This window comes from Brevibacillus reuszeri, assembly GCF_001187725.1.
GTDB classification, from domain to species: domain Bacteria; phylum Bacillota; class Bacilli; order Brevibacillales; family Brevibacillaceae; genus Brevibacillus; species Brevibacillus reuszeri.
Map to the genome: position 1 here is coordinate 1,052,334 of NZ_LGIQ01000009.1, position 24,559 is coordinate 1,076,892.

The window sequence follows — 24,559 nt, forward strand, 5'->3', positions numbered from 1 at the left end:
CAAGAAAACAGCCCACTTCTCCTGTCTCGTACAGAAAGAAAGTGGGCCTTTTCATTAATGCGTCTCTGTATTTTGAGATGTCTGCTGAGAAATTTGCTGCTGGTTGGCTCCGATTTCGATTTTACCGAGTGCCTGCTTCATTTTATCGAGCTGGAGCTGATAGTCTCTGACCACTACAGTTAAGACGCTGACCGACTCTTTGAAGTCCGGTTCACTGCTCACCCTGTCGATCGCTCTATGTAAATGCAGCATTTTGTTCTCCGTTTCCCGTAGTAGGTCAAGTAATTGCAATCCGTTTACCACGTTATCACCTCATTTGTTTTTACTTACTTTCTCCACGTAGGCACCTGACTATGCGCAAAAAAACCGCCCGATTATCTCGGACGGTTTTGCTTTTATTTTTGGCGAGAAGACGCCAGCTCTACGAAGGTTTCAATATCTTTGGCAATCAAAGCCAGGGAGTTGCGCCAAAATTCCACAGAGCGCACATCGACATCCATAATCGCGGCTACATCTGCGATGCTTTGCTTACCAGTTACGGAGAGCAGCTGGTCATACTGCCCGACAAAGGCGTCACCGCGTTTCAAATACTCGGCGTACAAACCTTTTGCAAACAACAGGCCAAACGCGTATGGGAAATTGTAGAAGTTATAATCGGCGCTGTAGTAATGAGGCTTGCATACCCACATGTACGGGTGAAGAATCGACGGGTCCAGCCCTTCGCCATAGGCATCCTTTTGTGCCTGCAGCATGATATCCTTTAGCTCCTGCACGGACAACGATCCATTCTCACGGCGAGCAAAAAGCTCCGTCTCAAACAGGTAGCGACTATAGATGTCGACAATAACTTGGCTTGAGCCAGAAATATCATTTTCGAGAATGGCAAAAGCCTCGTCTGGTGTCGCCTGTTCCAGGGCCGCATTAGCAATGATCGTTTCGCACAAAATCGAAGCTGTTTCTGCAATCGGCATTGGGTAATCACTGTTTAAAAATGCTTCGTCTATCAGACATTCTCCGTGATAGCCATGACCCAGCTCATGGGCGAGAGTGCTTACATCGTTGTAGCTACCCGTGTAGTTTGCCATAATACGGCTTTCGCGAATGAAGTGCAGATTGTAGCAGAATGCCCCTCCCCGCTTTCCTTCGCGAGTTTCTGCGTCAATCCATTTGTTATCAAAGGCACGTGCTGCATAGTTCGCCAGTTTTTCGCTAAAGCTACCAAAATGCTTTACGATAAAATCGCGTGCTTCCTGATAACGAAAGCGCATATCAGCTTCCCCCACTGGAGCGAACAGGTCATAAAACGGAAGCTGGCGATTTGCATGTCCCAGAAGCTCCGCCTTTTTGCGGAAATAAGTATGGAATGCTGGCAGACTTTCGCGCATTGCTGTAAGCATCGCGTCTAGCGTCTCTTTGTCCATCCGCGAATCCTTGAGCGTTTTGTCAAGCGCTGACTCATAACCACGCAGCTTTGCCACCGTAATCACTTCGCCTTTAATTCCGTTCAAGCTGGCGGCAGAGGACTCCTCAATCTTTTTGTAAGCGGCAAGCTCTGCTTCATACGCGGTTTTACGGACATGGGCATCTTTTTCGTACGCCATGTTGCGTACAACTGGCAATGGCAGTTGTTTCTTCTCGCCATCTACCGTGATCTCAACCAAGAGAGTCGATGTCAGCATCTCCTGCAGCTTGGTCCATGCATTCGAGCCGGTATTTTTCATTTTGGCCAGGATGATTTCCTCTTTTTCGCTGAGCATATGCTTGCTCTGCTCGGCCAATTCAATCAAAAAGAAGCGATGCGTTTCCAGCAGAGAAGACTCTGCGATAAGCGCTTCCAAATTTTCTAAAGATCCTAACCATTTTTTGAACTGGACCTCTGGCTCCACCAAATCCACTGTCTGATCCTGAATACGCTCGATCAACTGCAAAGCATCTGTATTTTTCGCGTCAACGCTTGCAGTCAATTCTGCATAGCTGTATAGACGTGCTTGTGTTTGCAGGGTAGCAGTCAATTTTGTGAGGTAGGTCTCGATTTTGGCAACGGCAGCTTCTTTCGTTTGCAGATTTTGCCCGGCCCAACTTTTTAACTCGTCCATCTCACGGCATAGTTTTTCCCAATCAGCCTTGCACTCAGGCGAGTCGAATGACGTATAGAGAACGTCTAAATTCCAGCGCATATCCATGGGCACGTGCCTCCTTCAACTTATGTACTCTACCATTGTAAAAAAAATTGGATGGATTGAGCAAGTTTTTAGCAAAAAAACCCTGCCAGCAATTTGGCAGGGTATGCTTTTTAAGCGCGGACCGGTTGAGTAAGATAGGTCAAGGCAGATAAGGCAAAGAGCTGGGTCGACTCTACGAGCTGATCGATATCGACGTATTCGTCCGCATGATGCGGAATATGGCGATCTCCAGCTCCCGTCGTTAATATCGGAATGCCCGCTTTGTGTAAAAAGGTACCATCTGTCGCTCCCGGTACTCCATTGTAGACAGGCTCCTTTTTCGTAATTTCCTGGTAGGAGCTCGCGACGGCTCGTACGACTTCTTCTTCCATCCCCGTCAGCGTCCACGGACGTTCTTCGATCACCTCAAGCGTCGCTTTGAACTTGTCGTCCTCTCTAGCCAAACAATCCAGTATTTCCTGCATTTCATGGCGCAGCTCATCATGATCTTGACCGGGCACTGTGCGGATATCCAGCGTCGTCATACACTGATCAGGAACGACATTGATCTGGGCATCGCCTTTTACCGGGGCTTGTAAAATGGTCGGCGTAATACTCGGCCACCCGAGCATGGAATGCTGTCCGAGACGCGCCATTTCTTTTCGCTCCAGCTCCTCCAGGGCTACAATCGCACGTGCCATACGTGTATTCGGATTGATTCCAGTCAAGGGCATGGCCCCGTGCGCCATTTTGCCATACGTTCGTAGTATCGCCCGCATGGCCCCTTTTTGTGTGATGCAGAGCTGATTTTCTTCCGGCTCACAAATAATGGCGGCATCCACATGATTCGCCCAGCCTCGACGAATGAAATCTTTAATGCCGATCATCATGCCTTCTTCATCACACGGTATGCATAAGAGAATTTTCCCAGTGAATGTCTCTTTGGATCGTTGAATAGCTTTGACTGCACAGATGGCCGCAGCCAGATTGCCTTTGGTATCGCAGGAGCCGCGTCCATAAATGCGACCGCCAGAGATTTGTCCTCCAAAAGGATCATAGCTCCAGGCTTCGCGATCCCCCTCTGTAACAACATCTGTGTGCGCCTCAAACAATAGCGTTTTACCTGGTCTGCCTGAGTCGTAAAAAGCAATTACATTCGGCCTTCCCGGAACTACCTCTTCGTAGAATACTTGCATCCCCATGTTTCGCAGGTAATCGGCTACAAAAAGAGCTACGCGTTCTTCGTTTGCTCCTGGCTGTTCAGGTCGGAAAACACTTGGAATCCGGATGAGCTCCTGCGTCAAGCGGACAACTTCCTGTTCGTCTACAAAGGAAACAACCTGGTTCATTGGAAAATCCTCTCCTTTTGCATCCTTTTGTGTGATAAGAAAACGGATTGGCTACCTGTGAATACTGCTATGAGAAGGAAGTCCTCCTGCTGCCTTAGCTGATTTGACTGCTTGTATGACAGCTTCTGCGAGCACGTCTGCAGACAGAGTGCCGATGAGATCAACAGAGGTCTCGATACCACCCGTGGCAACAGCGAAAATGGTATCTCCGTCAAACATCGTGTGGATCGGTCGAATTGTACGTGCAAGACCGTCATGGGCCATTTGCGCCACCTTTTTTGCTTCTGCTTTTGTCAGCGTAGCATTGCTGGCTACCACGGCGATCGTTGTATTCGTGCCTGGCGGAATAGGCGAAAATGTGTGAGCCTTCATCACTTCAACACTATCCCGGATATTGCCCTCGTCATCTCGTGGTCCGGCAAGTATTTGACCGTTCTCCGGCTCCATCACATGCCCGACTGCATTGACTGCAACCAGTGCCCCCACAACCAAACCGTTGGGCAGGGTAATCGAAGCTGATCCCAAGCCGCTTTTCATGGCATTTGCAAACCCATTCAGCTTGCCAACCGTGGCTCCTGTTCCCGCTCCGACGTTTCCTTGCGGGCAGGTCTCATTACTTGCGGCTGTCGCTGCTTGGAACCCCATCGTGCGATCCGGACGAATTCTGTGATCACCCACTGCCAAATCAAACAGTACAGCCGCTGGCACGATTGGCACCACGCCAAAACCAACCTCTAGCCCAATGCCTTGTTCCTCCAAATACTGCATGACCCCTGTCGCTGCATCCAGTCCATATGCGCTTCCTCCCGATAAACAAATCGCATGAACAGCGTTGACGAGATTTACAGGGTCGAGCAAATCCGTCTCGCGTGTGCCCGGGGCAGAACCCCGGACATCCACGCCGCATACAGACGGTCGATCTAGCATGATCACACTGCATCCTGTTAGCGCTTCTTCGTTTTGAGCGTGCCCTACCTTTACTCCGGGCACATCAACAATCGTTCCAGTCATTCGCTCACAAATCTCCTGAAATTTTCGACTTTTGTCTTCCTGCTGAACCAATCTTTTTCCATGCCGCCACAACTGCCAGTGTGACGATAACCGAGACAATCGCTTCAGGCAAACCACTGGTGACCGCTACCGTTGTCGCTACGCCAAATGGCATGTAGCCGCGAATAACAGCCATTCCAAGCACCAGAATGGTATTGGTCATTGCACCAATGAAGCCTGCAGCCCCAATCGCCAGATACTGATTGACGTTTTTCAGACCCACGTACGTCAAGTAGGCGGTGACCCCGATAAACAAGCGCGGTAAAATCGCTACAAGCGGGTCTTTAAACAAGGGAACGGTGGCGTTTAAAAAAGAAGATACTCCAAAAATGAGACCGATGATCATACCAACGCCCCATCCCTCCATGATACCGCCGATTACTGCCGGAATGTGCATAATCGTGGCATTCCCTGCCGCTGTTGGAACCGGGATGTAGCCAAGACGCGTAACACCTAGCAAAATCGCTATCGCCCCCAAGACACCTGCAATTACGATCCTTCGTACCGTCAAGCCCTTCTCCATGCGTACTCCTCCTTTATCTCCATCTATCTGGAATCCCCAAAAAGGGAGAACTCCCGCCTACTAAAACGGTATTCCAAGCATGATCACAGAAATGACAACACTGAAAAGGATTGCGAGATAATCTTTACTGGTTGCTTTGTAATGTGCGAACCGGGTTCGGGAAGCACCTGGCACGTAGCATCTGGCTTCCATCGCAAGAATCAGGTCCTCTGCTCTGGCCAAGGCCACGTTAAAGAGCGGGATAATGATCGGAAACATATCCTTGGTTCTGCGTACAATACGCCACCATTCTCCCGTCCCAAAGTCTGCACCACGAGATGCTTGTGCCTTCATCATTTTTTCCATCTCCATGGCAAAGGTCGGCACGAAGCGAATTGCGATTGTAATGATCAAAGCAAAGGCATGAACGGGAAATTTGACTTTTTCCAGTGGGCCAAGCAGTCTTTCCATCCCATGCGTAAGCTCTGTCGTAGACGTGCTCAGCGTCAGCACACTGGATAGAAAGATGACCTCGACGAAGCGCATCGCAGATACGACTACCAGTCGAATACTTTCGCTGGAAATAGTGACAAACCCGTACTTCAAATAAATCGTACCTCCATTGGCGATTTCGCCGTAAAAAAGAAGCTGCATGATTGCGAGAATAATAATAAACGGTACCGCCGGCTTAATCCCTGAAATTCCGTAGTGAAGGGGGATTTTGGAGACGGAAAACATCCAGGTACAAATCGCCAAAGCAAACAAATTGCCAATGTACGTATTGCAAATGGCGATAGCCAGGATCATTACAACAAAAGCAGCCAGCTTAAACCGCGGGTCAAGACGATGGACGACTGATCCGGTAGGCAAATACTGGCCAATCGTAATATTACGTGTCAATTCAAATTCCGCTGACATCTTGATCCCTCCTATCGCTTAATCAGTTTTAAAATTTCGAGTGCAGCATCTTCCGGTAAATAGGCGCCTGGATCCATTTCATACCCCTCTTCGCGCAAACGGTACAAAATGTCTACCGATTCTGGTGTACCAATATGATGATCACGCAATAATTGCTGATTTCCAAAAATTTGGCGTGGAGTACCATCCAAGACAGCTTTGCCGTTTGCCATCACATACACACGATCGGCAAGCTGCGCTACCTCCTCCATGTTGTGAGATACAAAGATAACCGTCAGCTTTTCCTCCCGGTTCAATCCGCGGATTCGCTCCAGCAGTTCTTTGCGCGAACGTGGGTCAAGCCCTGCTGTCGGTTCATCCAGTACGAGCACCTTGGGCTGCAAAGAAAGCACACCTGCCAGTGCAACCTTGCGCTTCTGTCCGCCACTGAGCGCAAACGTAGGACGATCCTTCATCTCCTGAAACGACAGCCCGACCAGCTCCATCGCCCAATGGACCCGCCGTCTTACCTCTTCCAGCGGCAAGCCCATTTTAAACGGGCCATATGCAACATCATCCCCTACCAGCTTTTCAAACAGCTGATCTTCCGGATTTTGAAACACCAGCCCTACCTGACGTCGCAGCGTGCGAATATCGAGCTTTGGCTGTGATACATCCAATCCATTGATGACGACTGAACCGGATTGTGGGCGAATGAGACCGTTAAAATGCTGGATGAGTGTTGATTTTCCAGAGCCTGTATGGCCGATGATCGCCAGGCACTCGCCTTCTGCCACTTCGAGATCGACCTGATCCAAGGCACGGTGCTGCAAAGGAGTTCCCTGCATGTAAACATGGGATAGATTTTTTACTGAGACCATCGGGCTTGTTTGCGTCATGTTCCGCTCGCCTCCGCTCTTCTGACATACACACTATTCACTTCTGCTACTACTTCTTCGTTATGAATCAAATCGGGAGAAAACGACGGACACTCTGAATGAACCAATGCGGCGATCCTGCTCGCATCCGGTACGTCCAGGTGCAGCTCCTGAAGCCTATCCTGATGGGCAAAAACTTCTCGCGGTGTTCCTTGAAGCACGATTTTGCCCCCTTCCATCACGACGACGCGATCTGCTTCTGCTACCTCCGTCATGTGATGGGTAACCGTGACGATCGTCATTCCTTCACTATGCAGCTTGCGAACAACCGTGAGAATGTCCTGTCGACCATAGCTATCCAGCATGCTCGTCGCTTCATCTAGAACCAGACATTGCGGCTTCATCGCCAAAATCCCTGCGATGGCGATGCGCTGCTTTTGACCACCTGACAAATGATGGGGCGGTCGATGACGAAATGCACTCATCCCCACTGCTTCCAGCGCAAAATCAATACGCTCCTTCATTTCTTCCTCGGCGGTTCCAATATTCTCTAGCCCAAATGCCACATCATCCTCAACGATTGTTGCAACGATCTGATTATCCGGATGCTGAAATACCATTCCTACTCGACTTCTCACTTCATGAATGCGTTCCTTTTCACGGGTATTGATTCCGTTTACGAAGACATCGCCTTCTTTTGGAGTCAAAATTCCATTCAAATGTTTGGATAAGGTCGATTTTCCTGACCCGTTATGACCAATAATGGCTACATACTCTCCGGGAAACACCTCGAGGGAGACGTTTTGCAGCACAGGAACCTGCTGGTCTTGGTTTAACTGATACGCAAACGAGACGTTCTCAACTCGAATGATTGGCTGTGTAGACATGTACTCCCCTCACTTTGTACGGGATTCGTGTGGTTCAAAATCACTACGCTTGATTTCCTATCAATCTCATTAGCAACAACCATGCCAAGTCATTATGTTTGAAATTTTCAGTTAATTATTGCCCGTTCACCCTTTTTGATTGTTGCAGGTTGCACTACTTATGTTGCATTTGCAACGCGATATGGTTCTCCATCGTGCTCGAACTTTGTTCACAGAGAGATCGGCCCATTCCCAAAATCTTCGCTGCCTCTCCCGTGTTTCCTTTTTCCACTTCCAAAATTCTCCTATACAAATCTACTTCCCTTTTCGTCAGCCACATAATAAATGTAACTACCAGTAGCCTCCTTGCTCCACTTTGATCGTGTATATCACTTGCCGGCCTCTCCCTCCTGCGCCTGGTCAAGCATAACCTCAACTTCAGCAGGTGGCTTGCGTGGCCTTCTCTTCGTCTTTCTCTTTTTCTTTCGCAAAGCAATAAGAGCTGTCAGCATAAAGGCGAGTGTTGCGAGCTCGATCGACTGGGACAGCTTGGGGACTACCCATCCGCTCATACCTACCAAATGTAAAATAACAGCCATATACAGTAATATGGCGGCCATGCTTTGTGCATTCAATTCCTTCTCACTCCTCTTCTGTTAAACTTCTTTCGGGCAGACGGCCGGAGAAAAAAATCTCCCGTGAAACTAAAACAGTTTTAGCTCCACAGGAGAGTCGGTTCATGATGTTCGTATTAAATTGGGAGCAGCTCTACGGATTGCTTTGTCTCCAGCTCTGCCACCATGTCGAGCCAAGCTTGCGGCTTTTGTGGAAGTACGGCATAGTAGCGTTTGAGGAAGGTCACAATCAGCTCTACTTCCAGCGTCGTTTGGTCTTCGTTCGTTGGCATGAAGCCCAGATCCAGCCCTGCTACCGCTTCGCCGTCATTTTGCCAGGACGGATGAACATACGTAAAGTTGGTGCGCTTGTAGCCCAGATGAGACAGCACTTCCCGGCGAACGAACGGGTCCATCGGTTTGATTCCACCGAATGCATGCTCTTCTACACGATATGGATCATAAATTTCAGCGAACATACCATACAGCTCTTTGCCATTTTCGGAAGCGAGTGCGAGAAGGTCCTTTTGACGCTCTCTCGCCAGAAAACGCCCAACGCCAAGTCCTTCTCTGCCAATGATCGTGAAGTCTGTCATTGCAACATTCATATCCGTGTAATAACGATATTCTGTGGCTCCCACCACTTCTCCTTCATGAACCGCAACAAAGACGCGGATACCCGGATCTTCCAACGGTTCCTTCCACAGATCGTAATCCAGTACTTCCTCTGGTGGGAATACTCCTTGCATCAAGCGGTGCATTTTTGCAAAAAGTGGGTTGTCAATGTGTGTAATACGTGCGAATTCCATAAATAAATGCCTCCTATATGGTAAAGGTAAATCGTCTTTCATGACGGTTAGTGGTTTTGAAACGGATTTTTCCATTCCATCAACGCTGCGCAATTGTGTGACTCCTTGTCCTCCAAATAATTAGATACAGCCTGAACAGGGGTTCGACCACAGCGCATGAGAAAGGAGATCACCGGGTCTTTGAGCTCACCAGATACGATTTTCTCCAAATATTGCTGAGGAGTCAGTGTATCTGCATGCCGTCCATAGCCCGGCATACGTCCCCCACCAAGCAATCGCTTCAAGCCTTTATGCACCACCAGCTCGTACATGGCCTGCATCATCAGCTGGCCCAATCCCAGCTTGCGATGGCGTGGACGAATACATAAATCTACGATGTACAGCGTATCTCCATGCGGATTGTGGTTACGAATATAACCTTCATCCGTCACTTCTCCCCAGCTATGTTCAGGATGGGCAGGATCAAACGAAACCATCAGGGCTGTCATGGATCCAGCCAGCACACCGTCTATTTCAACGCAAATCGCTCCTTCAGGAAAAAGTGTGACATGGTTGGTCAGCTGTTCCTGATTCCACCATTGCTCCGAAGGATACGGCGGCGGAAAGCTCTCTGCCTGTATCTGAATCAACTCGAAAAAATCCGATTGTGTATAGTTGCGGATTACAGCTCGGCGAGGCTTGTCTCCGTCAAGCACATACAGCTCTTTGCGGTACATGACCATCCTCCTGTTCCCGATTATATCTGCAAGTATCCTACTTCCAATCTGTGTACAGATCGGTGCGGCGGTCACGCCATGTTGTTACTGATCCTTTTTCCCGCACATCATACAACAGCTGGATATCCAGATCAGCCGTCACGAGCATATCGTTGTTGATTTCGCCTTCTGCCAGAACGCCACTTGGTGGGAACGGAATATCATTTGGTGTGAGGATGGCAGCTTGTCCGAAATTCGCCCGCATAAAATCGACTGTCGGCAGGGAGCCTACCGTTCCTGTCAACACGACATATACCTGATTCTCAATCGTCCGAGCGTGACTGGTATAGCGAACACGATGGAAGGCATGACGATCATCCGTGCAGGATGGGCAGAAAATGACATCAGCACCCCGGGCTTTTGCGATCCGCACCCACTCAGGGAACTCGATATCGTAGCAAATGATCATCGCGACTTTGCCTTTGTCGGTTTCAAAAATTTGCAAGGAGTCTCCGGCTCCCATATTCCAGCCTTTGACTTCCCATGGCGTAATATGAATCTTTTTTTGTTGGCCTACGCGACCATCCGGGTAAAACAGGAATGCCGTATTGTAGAGCTTTCCTTGTTCTTCAATGATGTGTGTGCCGCCAATCAGATACATTTCGTATTTGGCAGCCAACGATTTGAACAACTCTATGTATTGCTCGGTAAAGGACGGCAAGGCTGTGATGGGAAGAGCATTGCCATTCTCATCCCCAATTGACATTAGCTGAGTCGTAAACAACTCCGGGAATAGAAGAAACTCTGTATCGTACTCTTGAGCATTTTTTACGAAATGCTCCACTTGTGCAGCAAAATCATCAAAGCTATGTATGGTGTGCAAATGGTACTGCACAGCAGAAACGCGCATTTTCATTCCATTTCTTCCCTTCCACTTTACTAATAGTACGTGTTCTATCACCTTGAATAAAGACGAGTTTTTAAACCACCTTTATGATTTAAATATATCAAAAACGATCAGCAAAGTCCCCTTTCAATTGAACGAAAAAGCCATCCACCTCTCTCAAGATGGATGACTGGTCTTTACTGATATTCACGGCAGGCAATTTGCACCGCAGTTCTGTACAAAAGCTCGGTCCCGAGTGCGATATCTTCGTAGGAAGAATACTCCTGAGGATTATGGCTGATTCCGTCCTTGCAGCGGACAAAAATCATTGCATAATCACATGCATAGGAAAGCGCTAAGGCATCGTGGAACGGGCCACTCATCAGCTCTGGCGGAGTAAGACCCATTTCTTTGCTCTGGTCACGCAGGATCTGTTTTATCCATTCTGCGCAGTAGCGCGGTACACTATTTGTATCCTCTGTAATGGTATAAGTGAGCCCGCCCTCCATGGCTGCAAGCTCAATCACCTCTCGCAGCGCTTGCTCGCGCGCATTGCGCCTCTCTAGGTCAATATCACGCAAATCCACTGTAAACCGGACTCGCTCCGGAATAATGTTGCGGGAATCCGGGAACACCTGCAAATGACCGACTGTACCTACGGTCGGCGCAGAAGCATCCAGCTTTGCCAGCTCATTTAGTGCCGTAATTACCTTTGCTGCCCCTAACAAAGCATCCTTTCGCATGTACATCGGAACAGAGCCTGCGTGTCCTGCGAAGCCCGTCATTTCTACTGTCCACCACAAAGGACCTGAGATCGCTGTTACGATGCCGACAGGCTCCTCGTCATTGTCGAGGATCGGTCCCTGCTCAATATGCAGCTCCAGATAGGCTCCGATGCTACCTTCCGCGTAGCAGGATTCCTCCAAACGCGCAGGATCGCAGCCAAACTCAAGTAGCGCTTGTCTGCGTGAGATGCCATTTTTGTCTGTACGCTCCAAATCTTCTGGATCGATTTTGCCAATCATCCCCCAGGAGCCGAACAAGCCTTTTTGAAAACGGCATCCTTCTTCATCACAAAATGCGACCAATTCAATCGGCTGTTGCGGAATCACTCCTTGCTCACGCATGGTCTGAATGACTTCCAGCCCTCCCAGCACGCCAATGACACCATCAAAGCGTCCACCATAAGGCTGCGAGTCAATATGAGAGCCGATCATGAGTACGGGCGCATCTTCATAGGCACCCTGCATTCGACCAATCAGATTGCCAAAGTGATCGACCCTTGTTTTGAGCCCTGCCTCATCCATCCAGCTGCGTACCAGCTCGACACCTGCACGATCCTCTTTGGACAATGCTAATCGACATACGCCAGTTTCTCCGATCTTCCCGATTTGCGATAATTGTTCAATTCGGCTTTGCAGACGCGTCGTATTTATCGTTAGACGTTTGGTATTGCCATCCATCATCCTGGTGTAGCCTCCTTCTTTTTGGACCATGCTCTTACATGGGTCTTTTGTATGAGCCTCTTCCAAAATGGTATTCAACTCGTCCCGCTCCTAGCACACCCATCACTTCTTTTTGTTCAAACACACTGAGACTGTTAACGCCCTATGGGATTAGCTGTGATATTGGTATAATAAGGAGGAAGAGTCACGTAGGGGGAACATATATGAATGAATGGTTGAACAAGCCTGTAAGAACAATCGATAGACCGAAAAAACGCGGCATCGTGGAATATATCGATGATCAATATATCATTGTCTTTTTTACTATTCCTCGCAAGGAACGGCTCATCTTTACCAGTAAGGAGGCTTTTTTGAACAAAATTGAGTTTATGGGTGAGCCCAATCCCTGAGTTTTTCATACCCAGTAGAAAGTACACTGAGAAAAAGCCTTTGGTTCGTCGCTACCTAGCGCCGCCAAAGGCTTTTTCCTGATTGTTATGCTAGCGATTAAGCGTAATGCTCGTCACGCAGTTTTTTGATTTCATCGCTTTCCAGATACTCGTCGTACGTCATCATCTTATCAATGACGCCTTTTGGTGTGAACTCGATGATGCGGTTCGCGATTGTTTGCACGAACTGATGGTCATGAGAGACGAACAGCAAAGTGCCGTCAAAGTCGATCAAACCATTGTTCAGTGCTGTAATGGATTCCAAATCCAAGTGGTTCGTAGGTTCGTCCATGATCAATACGTTGGCGCTTGCCAGCATCATTTTGGACAGCATGCAGCGGACCTTTTCTCCCCCGGACAGTACGTTTGCTTTTTTCAGGGCTTCGTCACCAGAGAAGAGCATGCGACCAAGGAAGCCACGAATAAACGTCTCGTCTTGATCTTTAGAGTATTGACGCAGCCAGTCTACCAGGCTCAGGTCTGAATTGAAATACTCCGCATTGTCTTTCGGGAAATACGCTTGGGAAGTCGTAATACCCCATTCGAAGGAACCGTTATCTGGTTGAAGTTCACCTGATACCACTTGGAAGAATGTAGTTTTTGCCAGCTCATTTGGACCGACGAATGCCACTTTATCCCCTTTGTTGATAGTGATATGAAGGTTTTCAAACAGCTTTTCGCCCTCGATGGTTTTGCTAAGAGCTTCTGTAGCCAACAGATTTTTGCCTGCTTCACGCTCTGGCTTGAAATTAATGAATGGATATTTGCGGCTGGATGGACGGATATCATCCAACGTGATTTTCTCCAGCAGCTTTTTCCGTGAGGTCGCCTGCTTGGATTTGGAGGCATTGGCAGAAAAGCGCGCAATAAACTCCTGCAATTCCTTCATTTTTTCTTCTTTTTTCTTATTCTGATCACGAACCATTTTCAGTGCCAATTGGCTGGATTCGTACCAGAAATCGTAGTTACCCACGTACATTTGAATCTTGCCGAAGTCGATATCGGCGATGTGCGTGCACACTTTGTTCAGGAAGTGACGGTCATGGGAAACGACAATAACGGTGTTTTCATAATCAGCCAGGAAGTTTTCCAACCAGCGGATCGATTCGATGTCCAAGTGGTTGGTCGGCTCATCCAGCAGCAGAATATGCGGGTTTCCGAAGAGCGCTTGCGCTAAAAGAACCCGTACCTTTTCTGTACCTGACAGGTCCTTCATCAGCTTGTCATGCAAATCAGTAGGAATGCCGAGCCCAATCAAAAGGCTCGCCGCATCTGCCTCTGCCATCCAGCCGTTCAGTTCCTCAAATTCGCCTTCCAGCTGAGAAGCACGGTTTCCATCTTCTTCTGAGAAGTCTTCCTTCATGTACAGAGCGGTTTTCTCTTCCATGATTTCATACAGACGTTTATGACCCATGATGACTGTTTTCAACACTTCGAAATCATCGAATTCAAAGTGGTTTTGCTTCAATACAGCGATACGCTCACCTGGCGTTACGGATACGTTGCCACTCGTCGGGTCGATCTCTCCAGAGAGGATTTTCACGAATGTGGACTTCCCTGCACCGTTCGCACCGATGAGGCCGTAACAGTTACCAGGGGTAAACTTAATGGATACATCTTCAAACAGTGCGCGCTTGCCGTAGCGCAGCGTCACGTTCTGAGTGCTTATCATCGTCGCAATACCTGCCTTTTTTGAATCGTTCAATCACTTATCTTACCAGAGAAAGCCTCATTTTGCAAAAACAATGGCCAGTTTTCGACCAGAGCTGTTTTGTTTTTCCTGGCATATAGAAAGCCTGTAATGAGGGAAAGCTATCCGAGATCACTCATCCATGAGAAAGGAGGCCTGTGACCATGTCCAAAAAAAATGGTGTCAAAAACGAAATGGGCAACAAAGAAAATCCGTCGCAAACAAGGTCTTCCACAACGGTAGGCAAAGCAGAAACACGCTCCAAGCAACGCGGAGAGTAATGCATGGCATAACGACAAACCGGTCCCGACTTGCCCCTTGACCGGTTTGTTTTGTCTTTTTGCCTGCTTCACTATACGCTGACCTGTAGCGGTATAAACGTAGGTGCTGGTGTTACAGATGGCTGCTCTTCTACATAAAAGGACAGATTGTTAAAGGTAACATGCACGATTCCTTGCTCTACAAGAGCCAGCTCCAAAAAGCGTTGTCGGCTCATTTCGGCTTCGAATACTTCATTGGTATCGAGCCTTTTTAAATCAAGGCGAACGATTGGCCCCAATAAAGAAATGCGACTGATTTGCGCTTGCACGGACTGGATTGCAGTGTCTAGCGGTGCATGAAGTGATACCTCTACATCATGTGGACGCATGTAACCGACGGCGGGAAGCTCCACTGCCTTGTTTTCCCACTCCGTTTCAAACTCTGCTTCCCCAAGCTTGATTTTGCCGTTATGCACTCTTCCCCGAAACAGATTGACGCGCCCCAAGAAGCTGTAGACAAACGGATTTGCCGGATGATGATAAATCTCTTCGGGCGATCCAACCTGCTCCACTCTTCCTTCATTCATAACGACAACCTGGTCAGCGAGCTCCATCGCCTCTTCCTGATCGTGTGTGACGAACAAAATCGTCAGCCCCAGCTTGCCGTGCAAATGCCGCAGCCACCTGCGCAGCTCTTGCCTCACTTTGGTATCCAGTGCACCAAACGGTTCATCCAGTAGCAGAAACTTAGGTTCAACAGCCAGCGCCCGCGCTAACGCAACCCGTTGACGCTGCCCACCGGAGAGCTGTGATGGGTAGCGATGTGCCAAACCCTCCAGTTGCACAAGCTTTAACAGAGAATGCACCTTTTCCTTGATTTCTTCTTTGCTTGGTCTTGTTTTGCGGGTTCGAACGGTCAAACCAAAGGCGATATTATCAAAAATATTCATATGGCGAAAAAGGGCATAATGCTGAAAAACAAATCCGACACGTCTTTCGCGTACATCACGATTTGTATTATCTTCACCGTTAAACAAAATTCGCCCTTCCTCCGGCTGCTCCAAGCCTGCAATCAGGCGCAGCAGGGTCGTTTTTCCCGAGCCGGACGGCCCCAAGAGAGCAACCAGCTCGCCTTCTGGAATCTGCAGACTGACATTTTTCAAGGCGGTAAAGCTCTTATACGACTTGCTAATGTTTTCTACCTCAATACTCATCCGGCTCTCTCCTCTGACACGTCAAATGGTGATTCCACTTCTGCGCCTGACAGCTTTTCTGTTTTCCATTCAATAAAGCTTTTCACAATCAACGTCACCAATGCCAAAGCTGCAAGCAAGGTCGCAACAGCAAAAGCAGCAGCAAATTGATACTCGTTGTACAAAATCTCTACATGCAGCGGCAGTGTATTCGTCATTCCCCGGATGTGCCCGGATACCACCGATACGGCACCGAATTCGCCCATAGCCCGCGCGTTGCACAAAATCACCCCGTACAAAAGCCCCCATTTGACATTGGGCAGCGTTACCCTTAGGAAGGTCTTCCACCCACTCGCTCCAAGCGAAACCGCAGCTTCCTCTTCGTCCTTTCCTTGGGCCTCCATAATCGGGATCAATTCACGCGCAACAAACGGAAACGTCACAAACGTCGTGGCCAGCACAATGCCCGGTACAGCAAAGATAATCTTGATGTCATGCAAGTCCAGCCACGGTCCCAGGATGCCTTGACTGCCGAACAATAGGACAAAGATCAGACCCGCAATCACAGGAGAGACTGCAAAAGGCAAATCAATCAGGGTAAGCAAGATATTTTTCCCGCGAAATGAAAATTTGGCTATTGCCCAAGCTGCCGCAATCCCGAATGTTACATTGAGTGGCACACTGATCGCTGCAACCAATAGAGTCAGCTTGACAGCGGAAAGCGTCTCAGGCTCGGCAATCGCGGCGACAAAAACTCCTGCGCCTTGTTTGAAGGCTTCCGTAAATACCGCGATCAACGGCAGGATAAGAAACAGCGTAAGGAACAGGAGGGCAACACCAATCAATATCCAGCGCACATAGGCTGGTTCCGTCAAATGCTTCACAACAGCTGCCCCCTATCTGGCTGCATCAAATTTGTTAATTCGCCATTGCAAATAATTGATGATCAACAGCATGATAAACGAAACAACCAGCATCACTGTCGCAATCGCCGTTGCCCCGGCATAGTCAAATTGCTCCAGCTTGGTCATAATCAATAGAGGTACAATCTCCGTCTTGAGCGGCATATTCCCCGAAATGAAAACTACGGAGCCATATTCGCCCAATGCTCTGGCGAAAGCGAGCGCAAAGCCCGTAATAACCGCTGGCAGCAAATGAGGCAAAATAACCCGTGTAAACGTATTCCAGCGGGTCGCACCAAGTGTCGCTGCGGCTTCCTCCATCTGTAAATCCCAATCCTGTAATACGGGTTGTACCGTGCGGACGACGAATGGTAAACCGATAAAGGTCAATGCTACCCAGATACCAAGCGGCGTGTAGGCTACCTTAATCCCCCATTCTGCCAAATACTGACCGACCCAGCCGTTCTCTGCATAGATCGAAGTGAGGGCAATCCCTCCTACTGCGGTCGGCAATGCAAAAGGCAAGTCAACAATTCCGTCGATGATTCGCTTGCCGTAAAAATCATAGCGAGCCAGAACCCACGCTACTAATACACCAAAAACGGCATTGACACAGGCGGCAAAAAAGGATGTTACGATGCTCACACGAATAGAGGCAAGTACCCGGGAATCCAAAATCGTTCCGATAAAGTGTTCCCAGCTCATTGTTGAAGCTTTTAAGAAAAGAACAGACAGAGGGATCAATACCAGCAAACTCAAGTAAATGATCGTATAGCCCATCGTCATGCCAAAGCCCGGCAAGAACCCTCTGTTATGCAATAATTTTCTCATGGAGATAACTCCTCTGATGGGATGGATTGTCTATGGCTTGTAGATTTGATCGAAAATACCTTGGTCGGCAAAGTGAACCTTTTGCGCGTTGGTCCATCCGCCAAACAACTCATCAATCGTAAACAGCTTGATTTGCGGGAATGCTGGCGTATGAGCTTTGAGCACTTCCTCCGAACGCGGGCGATAGTAATGCTTTGCCGCAATCTCCTGCCCTTTTTTCGTGTAGAGGAATTGCAGATACGCTTCTGCGACTTCACGTGTCTTGTGTTTATCCGCGTACTTGTCGACAATCGTTACTGGCGGCTCCGCCAAAATACTGATGGACGGATTCACAATTTCAAATTTGTCCTTGCCCAGCTCATTAACGGCTAGGTACGCTTCATTTTCCCAAGCGATCAAGACGTCACCGATTCCCCGCTCAACAAAAGTAGTGGTGGAACCACGAGCGCCTGAATCCAAAACGGGTACATTTTTGAACAGACTGGTTACAAATTCTTTTGCCTTGGCTTCGTCTCCGTTATTTTTTTGCAAAGCGTAGCCCCATGCGGCAAGGTAATTCCAGCGAGCACCGCCTGATGTCTTCGGATTCGGTGTGATGACCGAAATACCTGGTTTAATCAAATCGTCCCAATCCTTGATTTGCTGCGGATTTCCTTTGCGCACGAGAAAAACGATCGTAGATGTATAGGGTGAGCTGTTGTCAGAGAGCTTTTTTTGCCAATCTGCCTGAATAAGTCCACGTTCTGCGAGAGCGTCTATATCATAAGCGAGAGCGAGGGTCACCACATCCGCCTCGAGCCCGTCAATGACGGAACGAGACTGCTTACCCGATCCTCCGTGCGACTGCTTGATGTTCAGGTTTTGACCCGTTTTTTCTTTCCATTCCTGTGCGAATTCCTTGTTTACATCCTGGTAAAATTCTCTTGTCGGATCATACGAAACATTCAGCAAATCCACTGTGGGGCCGGATTCTGGCGTAGTAGTGCCCCCGCCTGTAACTGCTTGGCATCCCCCGATGGCCGCAGCCAAAAATACGATCCCCAAAGGCTTCAGTATGGATTGGATCAAGCTTGCTTTCATTTTCATGTGGCTAATTTTCACTCCCTTATAATCTCTACTAGTTTAATCGGAATACTTTGATATTTTGAATTATACATCCCTTTTTTTCCCTGTCAACGACATTTCCAAATACCGTATGCCCAACAACCGGGCTAGGTTCTAATGACACATGCCTATTACTGGAAAATGGGCGCTCAGATAATTGGATCAAAAAACGAAAAAGTGTGCCCCGGATTAACCGAAACACACTCGATTATGACAATGCTCTTTTGGCAAGCTGCAGCGCATCCTGTAAATCGGCAATTTCTTTTTGCAGCTTGGAAAACCCCTGGATCTCGGGCACGAGCTTCATCGGGATTACTCCATTTTGTTCGGCAGACTTGGCCATCGTCTCAAAAACAAGGAGCAGCTGGGAAAGTGTCTCGTCAGAGAGGATGGGGCAATTCGTGGCTTTCAGGCAAGCCTCAAGTAAATAGCCGATTTGTACGATCGAAAATATGACGGGCCACATCATTTCTAATGCAACTTTATTCCTCGGAATTTCTCCAATGGCCGTTTCATAAACCAGCTTCAGATTCGTAATATTGGTTTGCATCTTTCGTCTCTCGCTGGACTCGATGACATCTATACCATTTCTATGCTCGGAGAAAAGGGTAAACAAGTACTGCTGCTGGCTGCGGATCGTTTTCGCAATGAAGTGTGGGAGGAGGCTCGAAGCTTTTCTCCGTCCGATTAAGGCTGTACCAATCAACCCAATCCCACACCCAATGATCACATCAATGACCCTCGTACTGGCAAAGAAAGCGAGATCGTAAAAATGGCTCGTGCTCTCAGCCAAAAGAAGTGCGTTTGGCGTGATGAAAAAGGCGGCAATTCAGTAGTTCACAACAATCGAAAGCTCTGTCAGTGCCGTCAGGAAAAATACAATGATCGCAATGACAAACCCTTCTGGTCTGGTGGAAAGAACGATGGCCGCTATCATAATTCCTACGATTGTTCCCAATGAACGCTGCAACGCGCGATGAAAGGTTGCAATAATCGTTGAGCCTGACATGACTGCAGCACAGGATAACGTGATCCAATACGAGCGATTAAATTCGAACGAATAAGCCACAAGATCTGCAATCATAAGGACCACACCGAAACGAGCAGCAGTCAAAAAGACAATCGAGTTTTTGTCAAAGGCTCCACCGAAAACACGAAATAATGATGATCTAGAAAAATCACCTTCTCGATTCACCACAACAAATGGTTCATTCAAGATGGCTATCGCTTCATTTACTTTATCAATCAAGGTTTGTACCACTTCATTTCCATCAAAATGACTGTCCCATATCAGTAATTCCTGTTTCTTTTTTTCGGGTAGTGAATCTGAGATGGCCTGAACAATCGCTGCCAAATCCAATGGGAGCTTGACCTTCCTTCCCTCAAAATGCTCAAGGAGATAAACAAAGATGGCATTCGCTTGGTCATTTAGCAATATGAGTCTCCTAAAATGCTCACCACTGCCCCATGGGTTTTTTCCCGCGATCAATGTTTCTTCAGCCGAGCGCAGTGTGTTAACCAGCTTTTGTCTGACCTCCACCCACCTGTCCGTTCCCGCCGCCTGAATCAAAACAGCCAGCTCCCTGTACACTTTTTGAACGGCATTGGTTTCTGGACCATGCGGATCTAAAAACCATCCAGCCATGCCCAATAGCCAGGCAAATGCCCCTCCTGCTAACACAAGCCCTGCACGAAGAGGCGCAAAAGAAGGATCAATAGGCATTCCTGTTGCCATCGTAAAGCCTAAGAGAAAGAAAATCGATGCAGGACCCTTGATTTGCAAGGCCCCAAAAACAAATGTTGCCGCAAAACCGATAATCCCAACCACAATCGCTGTTGCAAGCGGATGAGGGGCAAGCAGCGTTCCCAGACCGACGGACAGCGACATTGTAATCGCAACAAGAAACAGCTTTTTGGCCCTTTGAACATACGGAATATTGGCTACGTACAAATAAGTGAAGCTCCCGATACCTGCCAGCAGGCCGTACGAGAGATTTCCAGCAATGACCCCAATCATGATTGGTAAACTCAAGCATATACCAGCATTGATTGCTTTTGGCCAGGGAAGTGGATTCCGATTCATTTGAAAGGCTTGCTTGAGCATCGAAATAAACATAAGCCTTCCTCCCCTCCCCCAAAAATGCTCCGTTCTTTTGTAAAACCTGATTTTGCCTAGGATTACGCCTATCATTGCTCATGGCCTCTCGTTCTATTCGCCAGCTGTCCCCTTCCGCAAAGAAAAAAGCAGCCCTCTGGATGACTGCTTTTTTACTCGCTAGATTTTAAATTTATGTACGGCCTCTTGCAGATTTTCAGCCAATCTGGATAAGGAAGCAGCCGAAGCTGAGATTTCCTCCATTGATGCCAGCTGTTCTTCTGCAACCGATGCAATATTTTCAGAGCCGGCAGCAGAATCCTTTGCCATATTCGACATTTCTTCAACCGAAGCAGCCACTTGCTGTGTGCCAGCCGATATTTCCTGAGAGGATGCTGACACTTCCTCTGTTTGAACGTTTACTTTCTCAATCGCTTTAACGATTCGATGGAACGACTCCCCTGCATGATGAATCACTCTGATGCCTTCTTCGACTTCCTTTGTCTCCATCTTCATGCCATTCATGATCTTGGCAGTGTCCTGCTGGATTTCCTGAACTAACGAAATAATTTGGTCTGCTGAGCTACGCGACTCTTCTGCCAATTTCCTTACTTCGTCAGCGACGACCGCAAACCCTTTTCCATGCTCGCCAGCCCGGGCTGCCTCGATCGCCGCGTTTAATGCCAGCAAATTTGTTTGGTTACTGATCTGAGTAATGACCTCGATAAAGGTCTCAATCTCTTTGGAGCGTTCGTTTAATTGATTCGCAAGTAATGTAGATGATGCAACAGATTGATTGATCACATTCATTTGCTGAATGGCACTCTGGATTGCCTCATTCCCTTGCTTCGCTTCTTCTGCTGATTCAAGCGCCGTTTCCGAAACGATCGCAGTCGATTTGGCAATATGCGTAAACCCAGATGCTACTTCCTCCATGCCTTTGGCGCTCTCTTCTCCTGCCTGGGCAGCTGCAGTCGCTTGTGTAGACATCTCCTGAATCGTCTTCGCTACCTGATTGGTTGCGAGCGTCACCTGCTCCGTGCTTGCCATTAATTCCTCGGCAGAGGCAGCTACTTGTTCGGAGCTTGCGTTTACTTGCGAGAGCAGCTCTCGTAAATTTCCCTTCATTTGATTAAAGGATTGGGCAAGGTCCCTCGTTTCATCCCTGTTCTTCAACGTAATGTCTGCGACCGACAAATCGCCAGCAGCAATAAGCTTTGCTTTTTCTGTAATGAGCAAGATCGGTTTGGAGATGCTTCGCGCTATGATGGGACCGATCAAGAAGGACACGATGACCATCGCTGCACTCATGGAGAGGACAACTGTGGACAGTAAGGTGACGTGAGTATCGACTTCTGCTTTAGCTGTTTCCATCAGTTCTTGCTGGTCCTCGACAATCGTATTTGCAAGCACTCTGATACTGCGCCCCAATGCACTTGCATCTTTTTTATTCGCTTCGATCGCTTCAGCCATTTTCCCCTCTTTTACCAAAGCAATCACGCCATCCACTTTCGATGTGAATTCTTGATTCAGCCTTGTGAGCACATCCATTCTTTCTTTTTGCTCAGGAGTATTCATCAGCTGCGTCAATTGCTCCAATCGCTGCACGATTTTACCAGATGCTTCGCTCAGTGCATCCAACTCGTTATTCTCTTTGTTTAATAAATACCCTTGCAGAGCTGAGTTTTGCTGGGCGACAAGGCCTTCCATATCTTGTGCATATAAATAGATCGTCATTTGTTGGTTCAAAAGCTCAGAGTAAGCGTCTTTCACCTTCATGAATTGTAAGTAGGAAAGACCACTGACTACGCCAAACAACACAGATATAAGCAAAAAAACAATGAGCATTTTATTTCTGATTGACACCCGCATATGATCACCTTTTGAACAAAATGATAGCAAGACAAAAAATTCTGACAAAACCACTTTCAAAATATGAGTATGGCGCCCCCTCCAGATTCTGTTACGATGTTTTTCCCCCTTGGAACATTCTTTTCCCGTATTTTGGATTGCTAAAACCTTTTTTCGTAGTTATTGACAGAATTGAATGTAAATTAAAAACAATCTGTCTCCCCAAAAAGAAGACCAGCATGCCTCGGCTACTGCCAAGCATACTGGCCCACTCGTTATGCTCATACTAATCACTGACATGCTTCCACAAATTACAGGCAAACAGAACAATTCCTACCCCCAATCCAAGTGAGCCGATAATTGCTCCAACCACGAAAGACTCTATTTGCGTAAACAGCATGAGGAACAAACAGCCTTGCATCACTGGCAAACAAAGATTGTGCAACCAAAAATGCCACTTCGCCATCGTTGTCTCTGCCGCTTGCGGATATGCACGATAGATAAGTCCTATAATCGCAAGCGAGACCCAGCCAACCAGATTGAGATGTGCATGCACAGATGCGTAGGCAAATGCTTTTGTTATTCCCATGACAATTCCCAAAACAATCGCAATGACAAAATATACAGCAGCGATCCGTAAACAACGTCCAGCCATTTTCTTCCACCTCCCTTCGCCTACATTTTATGACTATTTTCCTACCGCTCATGTGAGTACAAAAAAAACGGACTGTCTGTTCGACAATCCGCCTTTTTATCACCGACAATACCTGCATTCCGTTTTTCACAGAATCGGCAATGATTCCGTGTGTGAGCTTGTATGGGTTGAGCTGTGCATCTCCTGTGGCGTGGATGGATGCGGGCTTGGAGTATGAAAAGTTGTCCATCCACCGTATATCCACGACCTCTTGATTTGCGTTATGATGGGAATATAGAGGAGTGATGAATCTTGATTACTGTTTACGTAAAACGCCCTCACGAGGAAGCCTACAAAATGGACATCGCCAATTCGGACACTCTAAGTGAGCTTGTGGATGGCGATTTTGAAGTAGTTTCGGATGACAACCTGGACGGCATATCGCTTGTTGTCAATGAAGATTCTAGGGGAGTCTTGGCTAATAATTTTCCCATTACCTCCGATGGCTACTTGGACTGGGTGTATGGGCCCTGTGTCTTTGTAAAAGCGGACGGACATTCGCTATCTGATGCCGATGTGGAGCTGATTAATCAGTTTCTAGCCGCAAAAGTATAAGTGTCTCATAAAAAAGACCCTCTCCATCTCATCACGTGCACTCTTTAGGCACATAAACAAGATGGGAGGGTCTTTTTTCTCTTCTTATCAATGATGAGAGCGAATTACCCTTTGATTCCGCTGCTGCCAAAACCGCCAGCACCACGCTCTGTTTCATCAAGCTCGTCAACCTCTTCAAATTGCGCTACCGGCACAATTGCGATGACTCCTTGGGCAATACGATCGCCTTTTTTGATCAGATAGCTGTGCGCATCTACTTCTTGGCCCACGGTGACTTCCTTTTCGCCTGCATCAAGACATACATTTCCTTTTTTCTCAGAAGGAAAGCGGATATTGTCAATCAATACGCATACTTCTCCGCGGTATCCCGCATCAACCGTACCCGGAGCATTGGACAAACGCAGTTTCGTTTTTGCACCGATCCCCGAACGTGGACGTACTTGCAATTCAAAGCCTTCAGGCAACGCAAATGCCAGCCCAGTCGGAATCTTTGCAGACTGTCCAGGTGCAACCAACGTGTCTTCTACTGCTACGAGATCAAATCCAGCGTCCATGGCACGTGCGTACTTGGGAATGACAGCATCCTCATGCAGTTTTTTAATTTTCACCTGTGCTACCAGGCGTTCATTGGTCATGTTCATCTGAATTCTCTCCTCTATCTAGCCTTTCATCCTCACCTAGTGTACAAGAACACTTTCCATGCATCAAGGCTGCGATTGGAATACCAGAGCTGGATTTTTTCATAGAAAGCTCACAATTTCCTTTCATTTTCTAGGCTTTCT

General features: G+C 47.8%; 25 protein-coding genes. 2 read left to right on the forward strand and 23 right to left on the reverse strand.

What is annotated here, in order from left to right; genetic code table 11:
* Positions 1-54: 54 nt before the first annotated feature.
* The 13 genes from ADS79_RS19245 to ADS79_RS19305 all read right to left on the reverse strand — a co-directional run bounded on the left by ADS79_RS19245 (position 55) and on the right by ADS79_RS19305 (position 12,171).
* On the reverse strand, positions 55-303 hold the full coding sequence (locus ADS79_RS19245) for a hypothetical protein (RefSeq protein WP_049740000.1): 249 nt from the start codon (positions 301-303) through the stop codon (positions 55-57).
* Positions 304-395: 92 nt separating this feature from the next.
* The gene (locus ADS79_RS19250) at positions 396-2,183 is read right to left on the reverse strand and encodes a M3 family oligoendopeptidase (protein ID WP_049740001.1); all 1,788 of its coding nucleotides are present in this window, start codon (positions 2,181-2,183) and stop codon (positions 396-398) included.
* A 110-nt stretch (positions 2,184-2,293) separates the two neighbouring features.
* On the reverse strand, positions 2,294-3,511 hold the full coding sequence (locus ADS79_RS19255) for a M20 family metallopeptidase (protein ID WP_049740002.1): 1,218 nt from the start codon (positions 3,509-3,511) through the stop codon (positions 2,294-2,296).
* Positions 3,512-3,562: 51 nt separating this feature from the next.
* Positions 3,563-4,522, reverse strand: a complete 960-nt coding sequence (locus ADS79_RS19260; protein WP_049740003.1) for a P1 family peptidase — start codon at positions 4,520-4,522, stop codon at positions 3,563-3,565.
* Positions 4,523-4,526: 4 nt separating this feature from the next.
* Positions 4,527-5,084, reverse strand: coding sequence for an ECF transporter S component (locus ADS79_RS19265; RefSeq protein ID WP_049740004.1), 558 nt, complete (start codon positions 5,082-5,084; stop codon positions 4,527-4,529).
* Between the two features lie 60 nt (positions 5,085-5,144).
* On the reverse strand, positions 5,145-5,981 hold the full coding sequence (locus tag ADS79_RS19270; RefSeq protein ID WP_049740005.1) for an energy-coupling factor transporter transmembrane component T family protein: 837 nt from the start codon (positions 5,979-5,981) through the stop codon (positions 5,145-5,147).
* An 11-nt stretch (positions 5,982-5,992) separates the two neighbouring features.
* Positions 5,993-6,859: an energy-coupling factor transporter ATPase gene (locus ADS79_RS19275; protein ID WP_049740006.1), complete on the reverse strand. Its 867-nt coding sequence runs from the start codon at positions 6,857-6,859 to the stop codon at positions 5,993-5,995.
* Complete coding sequence (locus tag ADS79_RS19280; RefSeq protein ID WP_049740007.1) at positions 6,856-7,725, reverse strand: energy-coupling factor transporter ATPase; 870 nt, start codon at positions 7,723-7,725, stop codon at positions 6,856-6,858. Before ADS79_RS19280 ends, ADS79_RS19275 begins: the two co-directional genes overlap by 4 nt.
* A gap of 368 nt (positions 7,726-8,093) precedes the next feature.
* Positions 8,094-8,339, reverse strand: a complete 246-nt coding sequence (locus tag ADS79_RS19285; protein WP_049740008.1) for a hypothetical protein — start codon at positions 8,337-8,339, stop codon at positions 8,094-8,096.
* A gap of 116 nt (positions 8,340-8,455) precedes the next feature.
* On the reverse strand, positions 8,456-9,127 hold the full coding sequence (locus ADS79_RS19290) for a hypothetical protein (protein ID WP_049740009.1): 672 nt from the start codon (positions 9,125-9,127) through the stop codon (positions 8,456-8,458).
* 47 nt (positions 9,128-9,174) lie between these two features.
* Positions 9,175-9,843, reverse strand: a complete 669-nt coding sequence (locus ADS79_RS19295; protein WP_049740010.1) for a GNAT family N-acetyltransferase — start codon at positions 9,841-9,843, stop codon at positions 9,175-9,177.
* Between the two features lie 37 nt (positions 9,844-9,880).
* On the reverse strand, positions 9,881-10,738 hold the full coding sequence (locus ADS79_RS19300) for a carbon-nitrogen hydrolase family protein (RefSeq protein WP_049740011.1): 858 nt from the start codon (positions 10,736-10,738) through the stop codon (positions 9,881-9,883).
* A 167-nt stretch (positions 10,739-10,905) separates the two neighbouring features.
* Complete coding sequence (locus tag ADS79_RS19305; protein WP_049741069.1) at positions 10,906-12,171, reverse strand: M20 family metallo-hydrolase; 1,266 nt, start codon at positions 12,169-12,171, stop codon at positions 10,906-10,908.
* Between the two features lie 206 nt (positions 12,172-12,377).
* Between ADS79_RS19305 and ADS79_RS19310 the strand changes: the two genes are divergently transcribed.
* Complete coding sequence (locus ADS79_RS19310; protein WP_049740012.1) at positions 12,378-12,563, forward strand: hypothetical protein; 186 nt, start codon at positions 12,378-12,380, stop codon at positions 12,561-12,563.
* A gap of 97 nt (positions 12,564-12,660) precedes the next feature.
* On the opposite strand, the gene ADS79_RS19315 is transcribed toward ADS79_RS19310, so the two are convergent.
* The 9 genes from ADS79_RS19315 to ADS79_RS19355 form a co-directional block, all read right to left on the reverse strand.
* Positions 12,661-14,274, reverse strand: coding sequence for an ABC-F family ATP-binding cassette domain-containing protein (locus tag ADS79_RS19315; protein ID WP_049741070.1), 1,614 nt, complete (start codon positions 14,272-14,274; stop codon positions 12,661-12,663).
* 370 nt (positions 14,275-14,644) lie between these two features.
* A complete protein-coding gene (locus ADS79_RS19320; RefSeq protein ID WP_049740013.1) occupies positions 14,645-15,766 on the reverse strand; it encodes a sulfate/molybdate ABC transporter ATP-binding protein in 1,122 nt (373 codons plus the stop codon).
* Positions 15,763-16,629, reverse strand: a complete 867-nt coding sequence (cysW, locus tag ADS79_RS19325; RefSeq protein WP_049740014.1) for a sulfate ABC transporter permease subunit CysW — start codon at positions 16,627-16,629, stop codon at positions 15,763-15,765. The genes ADS79_RS19320 and cysW overlap by 4 nt, the downstream gene beginning before the upstream one ends.
* A gap of 12 nt (positions 16,630-16,641) precedes the next feature.
* Positions 16,642-17,478 carry a sulfate ABC transporter permease subunit CysT gene (gene cysT, locus ADS79_RS19330; protein ID WP_049740015.1) on the reverse strand — a complete coding sequence of 279 codons (837 nt, stop codon included), beginning with the start codon at positions 17,476-17,478 and terminating at the stop codon, positions 16,642-16,644.
* Between the two features lie 30 nt (positions 17,479-17,508).
* Positions 17,509-18,558 carry a sulfate ABC transporter substrate-binding protein gene (locus ADS79_RS19335; protein ID WP_174769586.1) on the reverse strand — a complete coding sequence of 350 codons (1,050 nt, stop codon included), beginning with the start codon at positions 18,556-18,558 and terminating at the stop codon, positions 17,509-17,511.
* Between the two features lie 232 nt (positions 18,559-18,790).
* Complete coding sequence (locus ADS79_RS19340; protein ID WP_049740017.1) at positions 18,791-19,312, reverse strand: hypothetical protein; 522 nt, start codon at positions 19,310-19,312, stop codon at positions 18,791-18,793.
* Between the two features lie 99 nt (positions 19,313-19,411).
* Complete coding sequence (locus ADS79_RS19345) at positions 19,412-20,698, reverse strand: FUSC family protein (RefSeq protein WP_049740018.1); 1,287 nt, start codon at positions 20,696-20,698, stop codon at positions 19,412-19,414.
* Between the two features lie 159 nt (positions 20,699-20,857).
* Positions 20,858-22,543 carry a methyl-accepting chemotaxis protein gene (locus ADS79_RS19350; protein ID WP_161807311.1) on the reverse strand — a complete coding sequence of 562 codons (1,686 nt, stop codon included), beginning with the start codon at positions 22,541-22,543 and terminating at the stop codon, positions 20,858-20,860.
* A 271-nt stretch (positions 22,544-22,814) separates the two neighbouring features.
* Positions 22,815-23,183, reverse strand: coding sequence for a cytochrome-c oxidase (locus ADS79_RS19355; protein ID WP_049740020.1), 369 nt, complete (start codon positions 23,181-23,183; stop codon positions 22,815-22,817).
* A 291-nt stretch (positions 23,184-23,474) separates the two neighbouring features.
* On the opposite strand from ADS79_RS19355, the gene ADS79_RS19360 reads away from it, so the two are divergent.
* Positions 23,475-23,777: a DUF3846 domain-containing protein gene (locus ADS79_RS19360; RefSeq protein ID WP_049740021.1), complete on the forward strand. Its 303-nt coding sequence runs from the start codon at positions 23,475-23,477 to the stop codon at positions 23,775-23,777.
* A gap of 104 nt (positions 23,778-23,881) precedes the next feature.
* Here ADS79_RS19360 and dut read toward each other — a convergent pair whose 3' ends face one another.
* A complete protein-coding gene (dut, locus tag ADS79_RS19365) occupies positions 23,882-24,418 on the reverse strand; it encodes a dUTP diphosphatase (protein WP_049740022.1) in 537 nt (178 codons plus the stop codon).
* Between the last annotated feature and the right edge of the window lie 141 nt (positions 24,419-24,559).

Excerpts from the sequence above, each read along its gene's own strand:
- ADS79_RS19310 (WP_049740012.1), top strand. The coding sequence starts at position 12,378 with ATGAATGAATGGTTGAACAAGCCTGTAAGAACAATCGATAGACCGAAA.
- ADS79_RS19275 (WP_049740006.1), bottom strand. The coding sequence starts at position 6,859 with ATGACGCAAACAAGCCCGATGGTCTCAGTAAAAAATCTATCCCATGTT.
- ADS79_RS19265 (WP_049740004.1), bottom strand. The coding sequence starts at position 5,084 with ATGGAGAAGGGCTTGACGGTACGAAGGATCGTAATTGCAGGTGTCTTG.
- ADS79_RS19295 (WP_049740010.1), bottom strand. The coding sequence starts at position 9,843 with ATGTACCGCAAAGAGCTGTATGTGCTTGACGGAGACAAGCCTCGCCGA.
- ADS79_RS19355 (WP_049740020.1), bottom strand. The coding sequence starts at position 23,183 with ATGGCTGGACGTTGTTTACGGATCGCTGCTGTATATTTTGTCATTGCG.
- dut (WP_049740022.1), bottom strand. The coding sequence starts at position 24,418 with ATGAACATGACCAATGAACGCCTGGTAGCACAGGTGAAAATTAAAAAA.
- ADS79_RS19290 (WP_049740009.1), bottom strand. The coding sequence starts at position 9,127 with ATGGAATTCGCACGTATTACACACATTGACAACCCACTTTTTGCAAAA.
- ADS79_RS19250 (WP_049740001.1), bottom strand. The coding sequence starts at position 2,183 with ATGGATATGCGCTGGAATTTAGACGTTCTCTATACGTCATTCGACTCG.
- ADS79_RS19280 (WP_049740007.1), bottom strand. The coding sequence starts at position 7,725 with ATGTCTACACAGCCAATCATTCGAGTTGAGAACGTCTCGTTTGCGTAT.
- ADS79_RS19345 (WP_049740018.1), bottom strand. The coding sequence starts at position 20,698 with ATGTTTATTTCGATGCTCAAGCAAGCCTTTCAAATGAATCGGAATCCA.
- ADS79_RS19260 (WP_049740003.1), bottom strand. The coding sequence starts at position 4,522 with ATGACTGGAACGATTGTTGATGTGCCCGGAGTAAAGGTAGGGCACGCT.
- ADS79_RS19335 (WP_174769586.1), bottom strand. The coding sequence starts at position 18,558 with ATGAAAGCAAGCTTGATCCAATCCATACTGAAGCCTTTGGGGATCGTA.
- ADS79_RS19305 (WP_049741069.1), bottom strand. The coding sequence starts at position 12,171 with ATGGATGGCAATACCAAACGTCTAACGATAAATACGACGCGTCTGCAA.
- cysT (WP_049740015.1), bottom strand. The coding sequence starts at position 17,478 with ATGAGAAAATTATTGCATAACAGAGGGTTCTTGCCGGGCTTTGGCATG.
- ADS79_RS19300 (WP_049740011.1), bottom strand. The coding sequence starts at position 10,738 with ATGAAAATGCGCGTTTCTGCTGTGCAGTACCATTTGCACACCATACAT.
- ADS79_RS19270 (WP_049740005.1), bottom strand. The coding sequence starts at position 5,981 with ATGTCAGCGGAATTTGAATTGACACGTAATATTACGATTGGCCAGTAT.
- ADS79_RS19255 (WP_049740002.1), bottom strand. The coding sequence starts at position 3,511 with ATGAACCAGGTTGTTTCCTTTGTAGACGAACAGGAAGTTGTCCGCTTG.
- ADS79_RS19320 (WP_049740013.1), bottom strand. The coding sequence starts at position 15,766 with ATGAGTATTGAGGTAGAAAACATTAGCAAGTCGTATAAGAGCTTTACC.
- ADS79_RS19315 (WP_049741070.1), bottom strand. The coding sequence starts at position 14,274 with ATGATAAGCACTCAGAACGTGACGCTGCGCTACGGCAAGCGCGCACTG.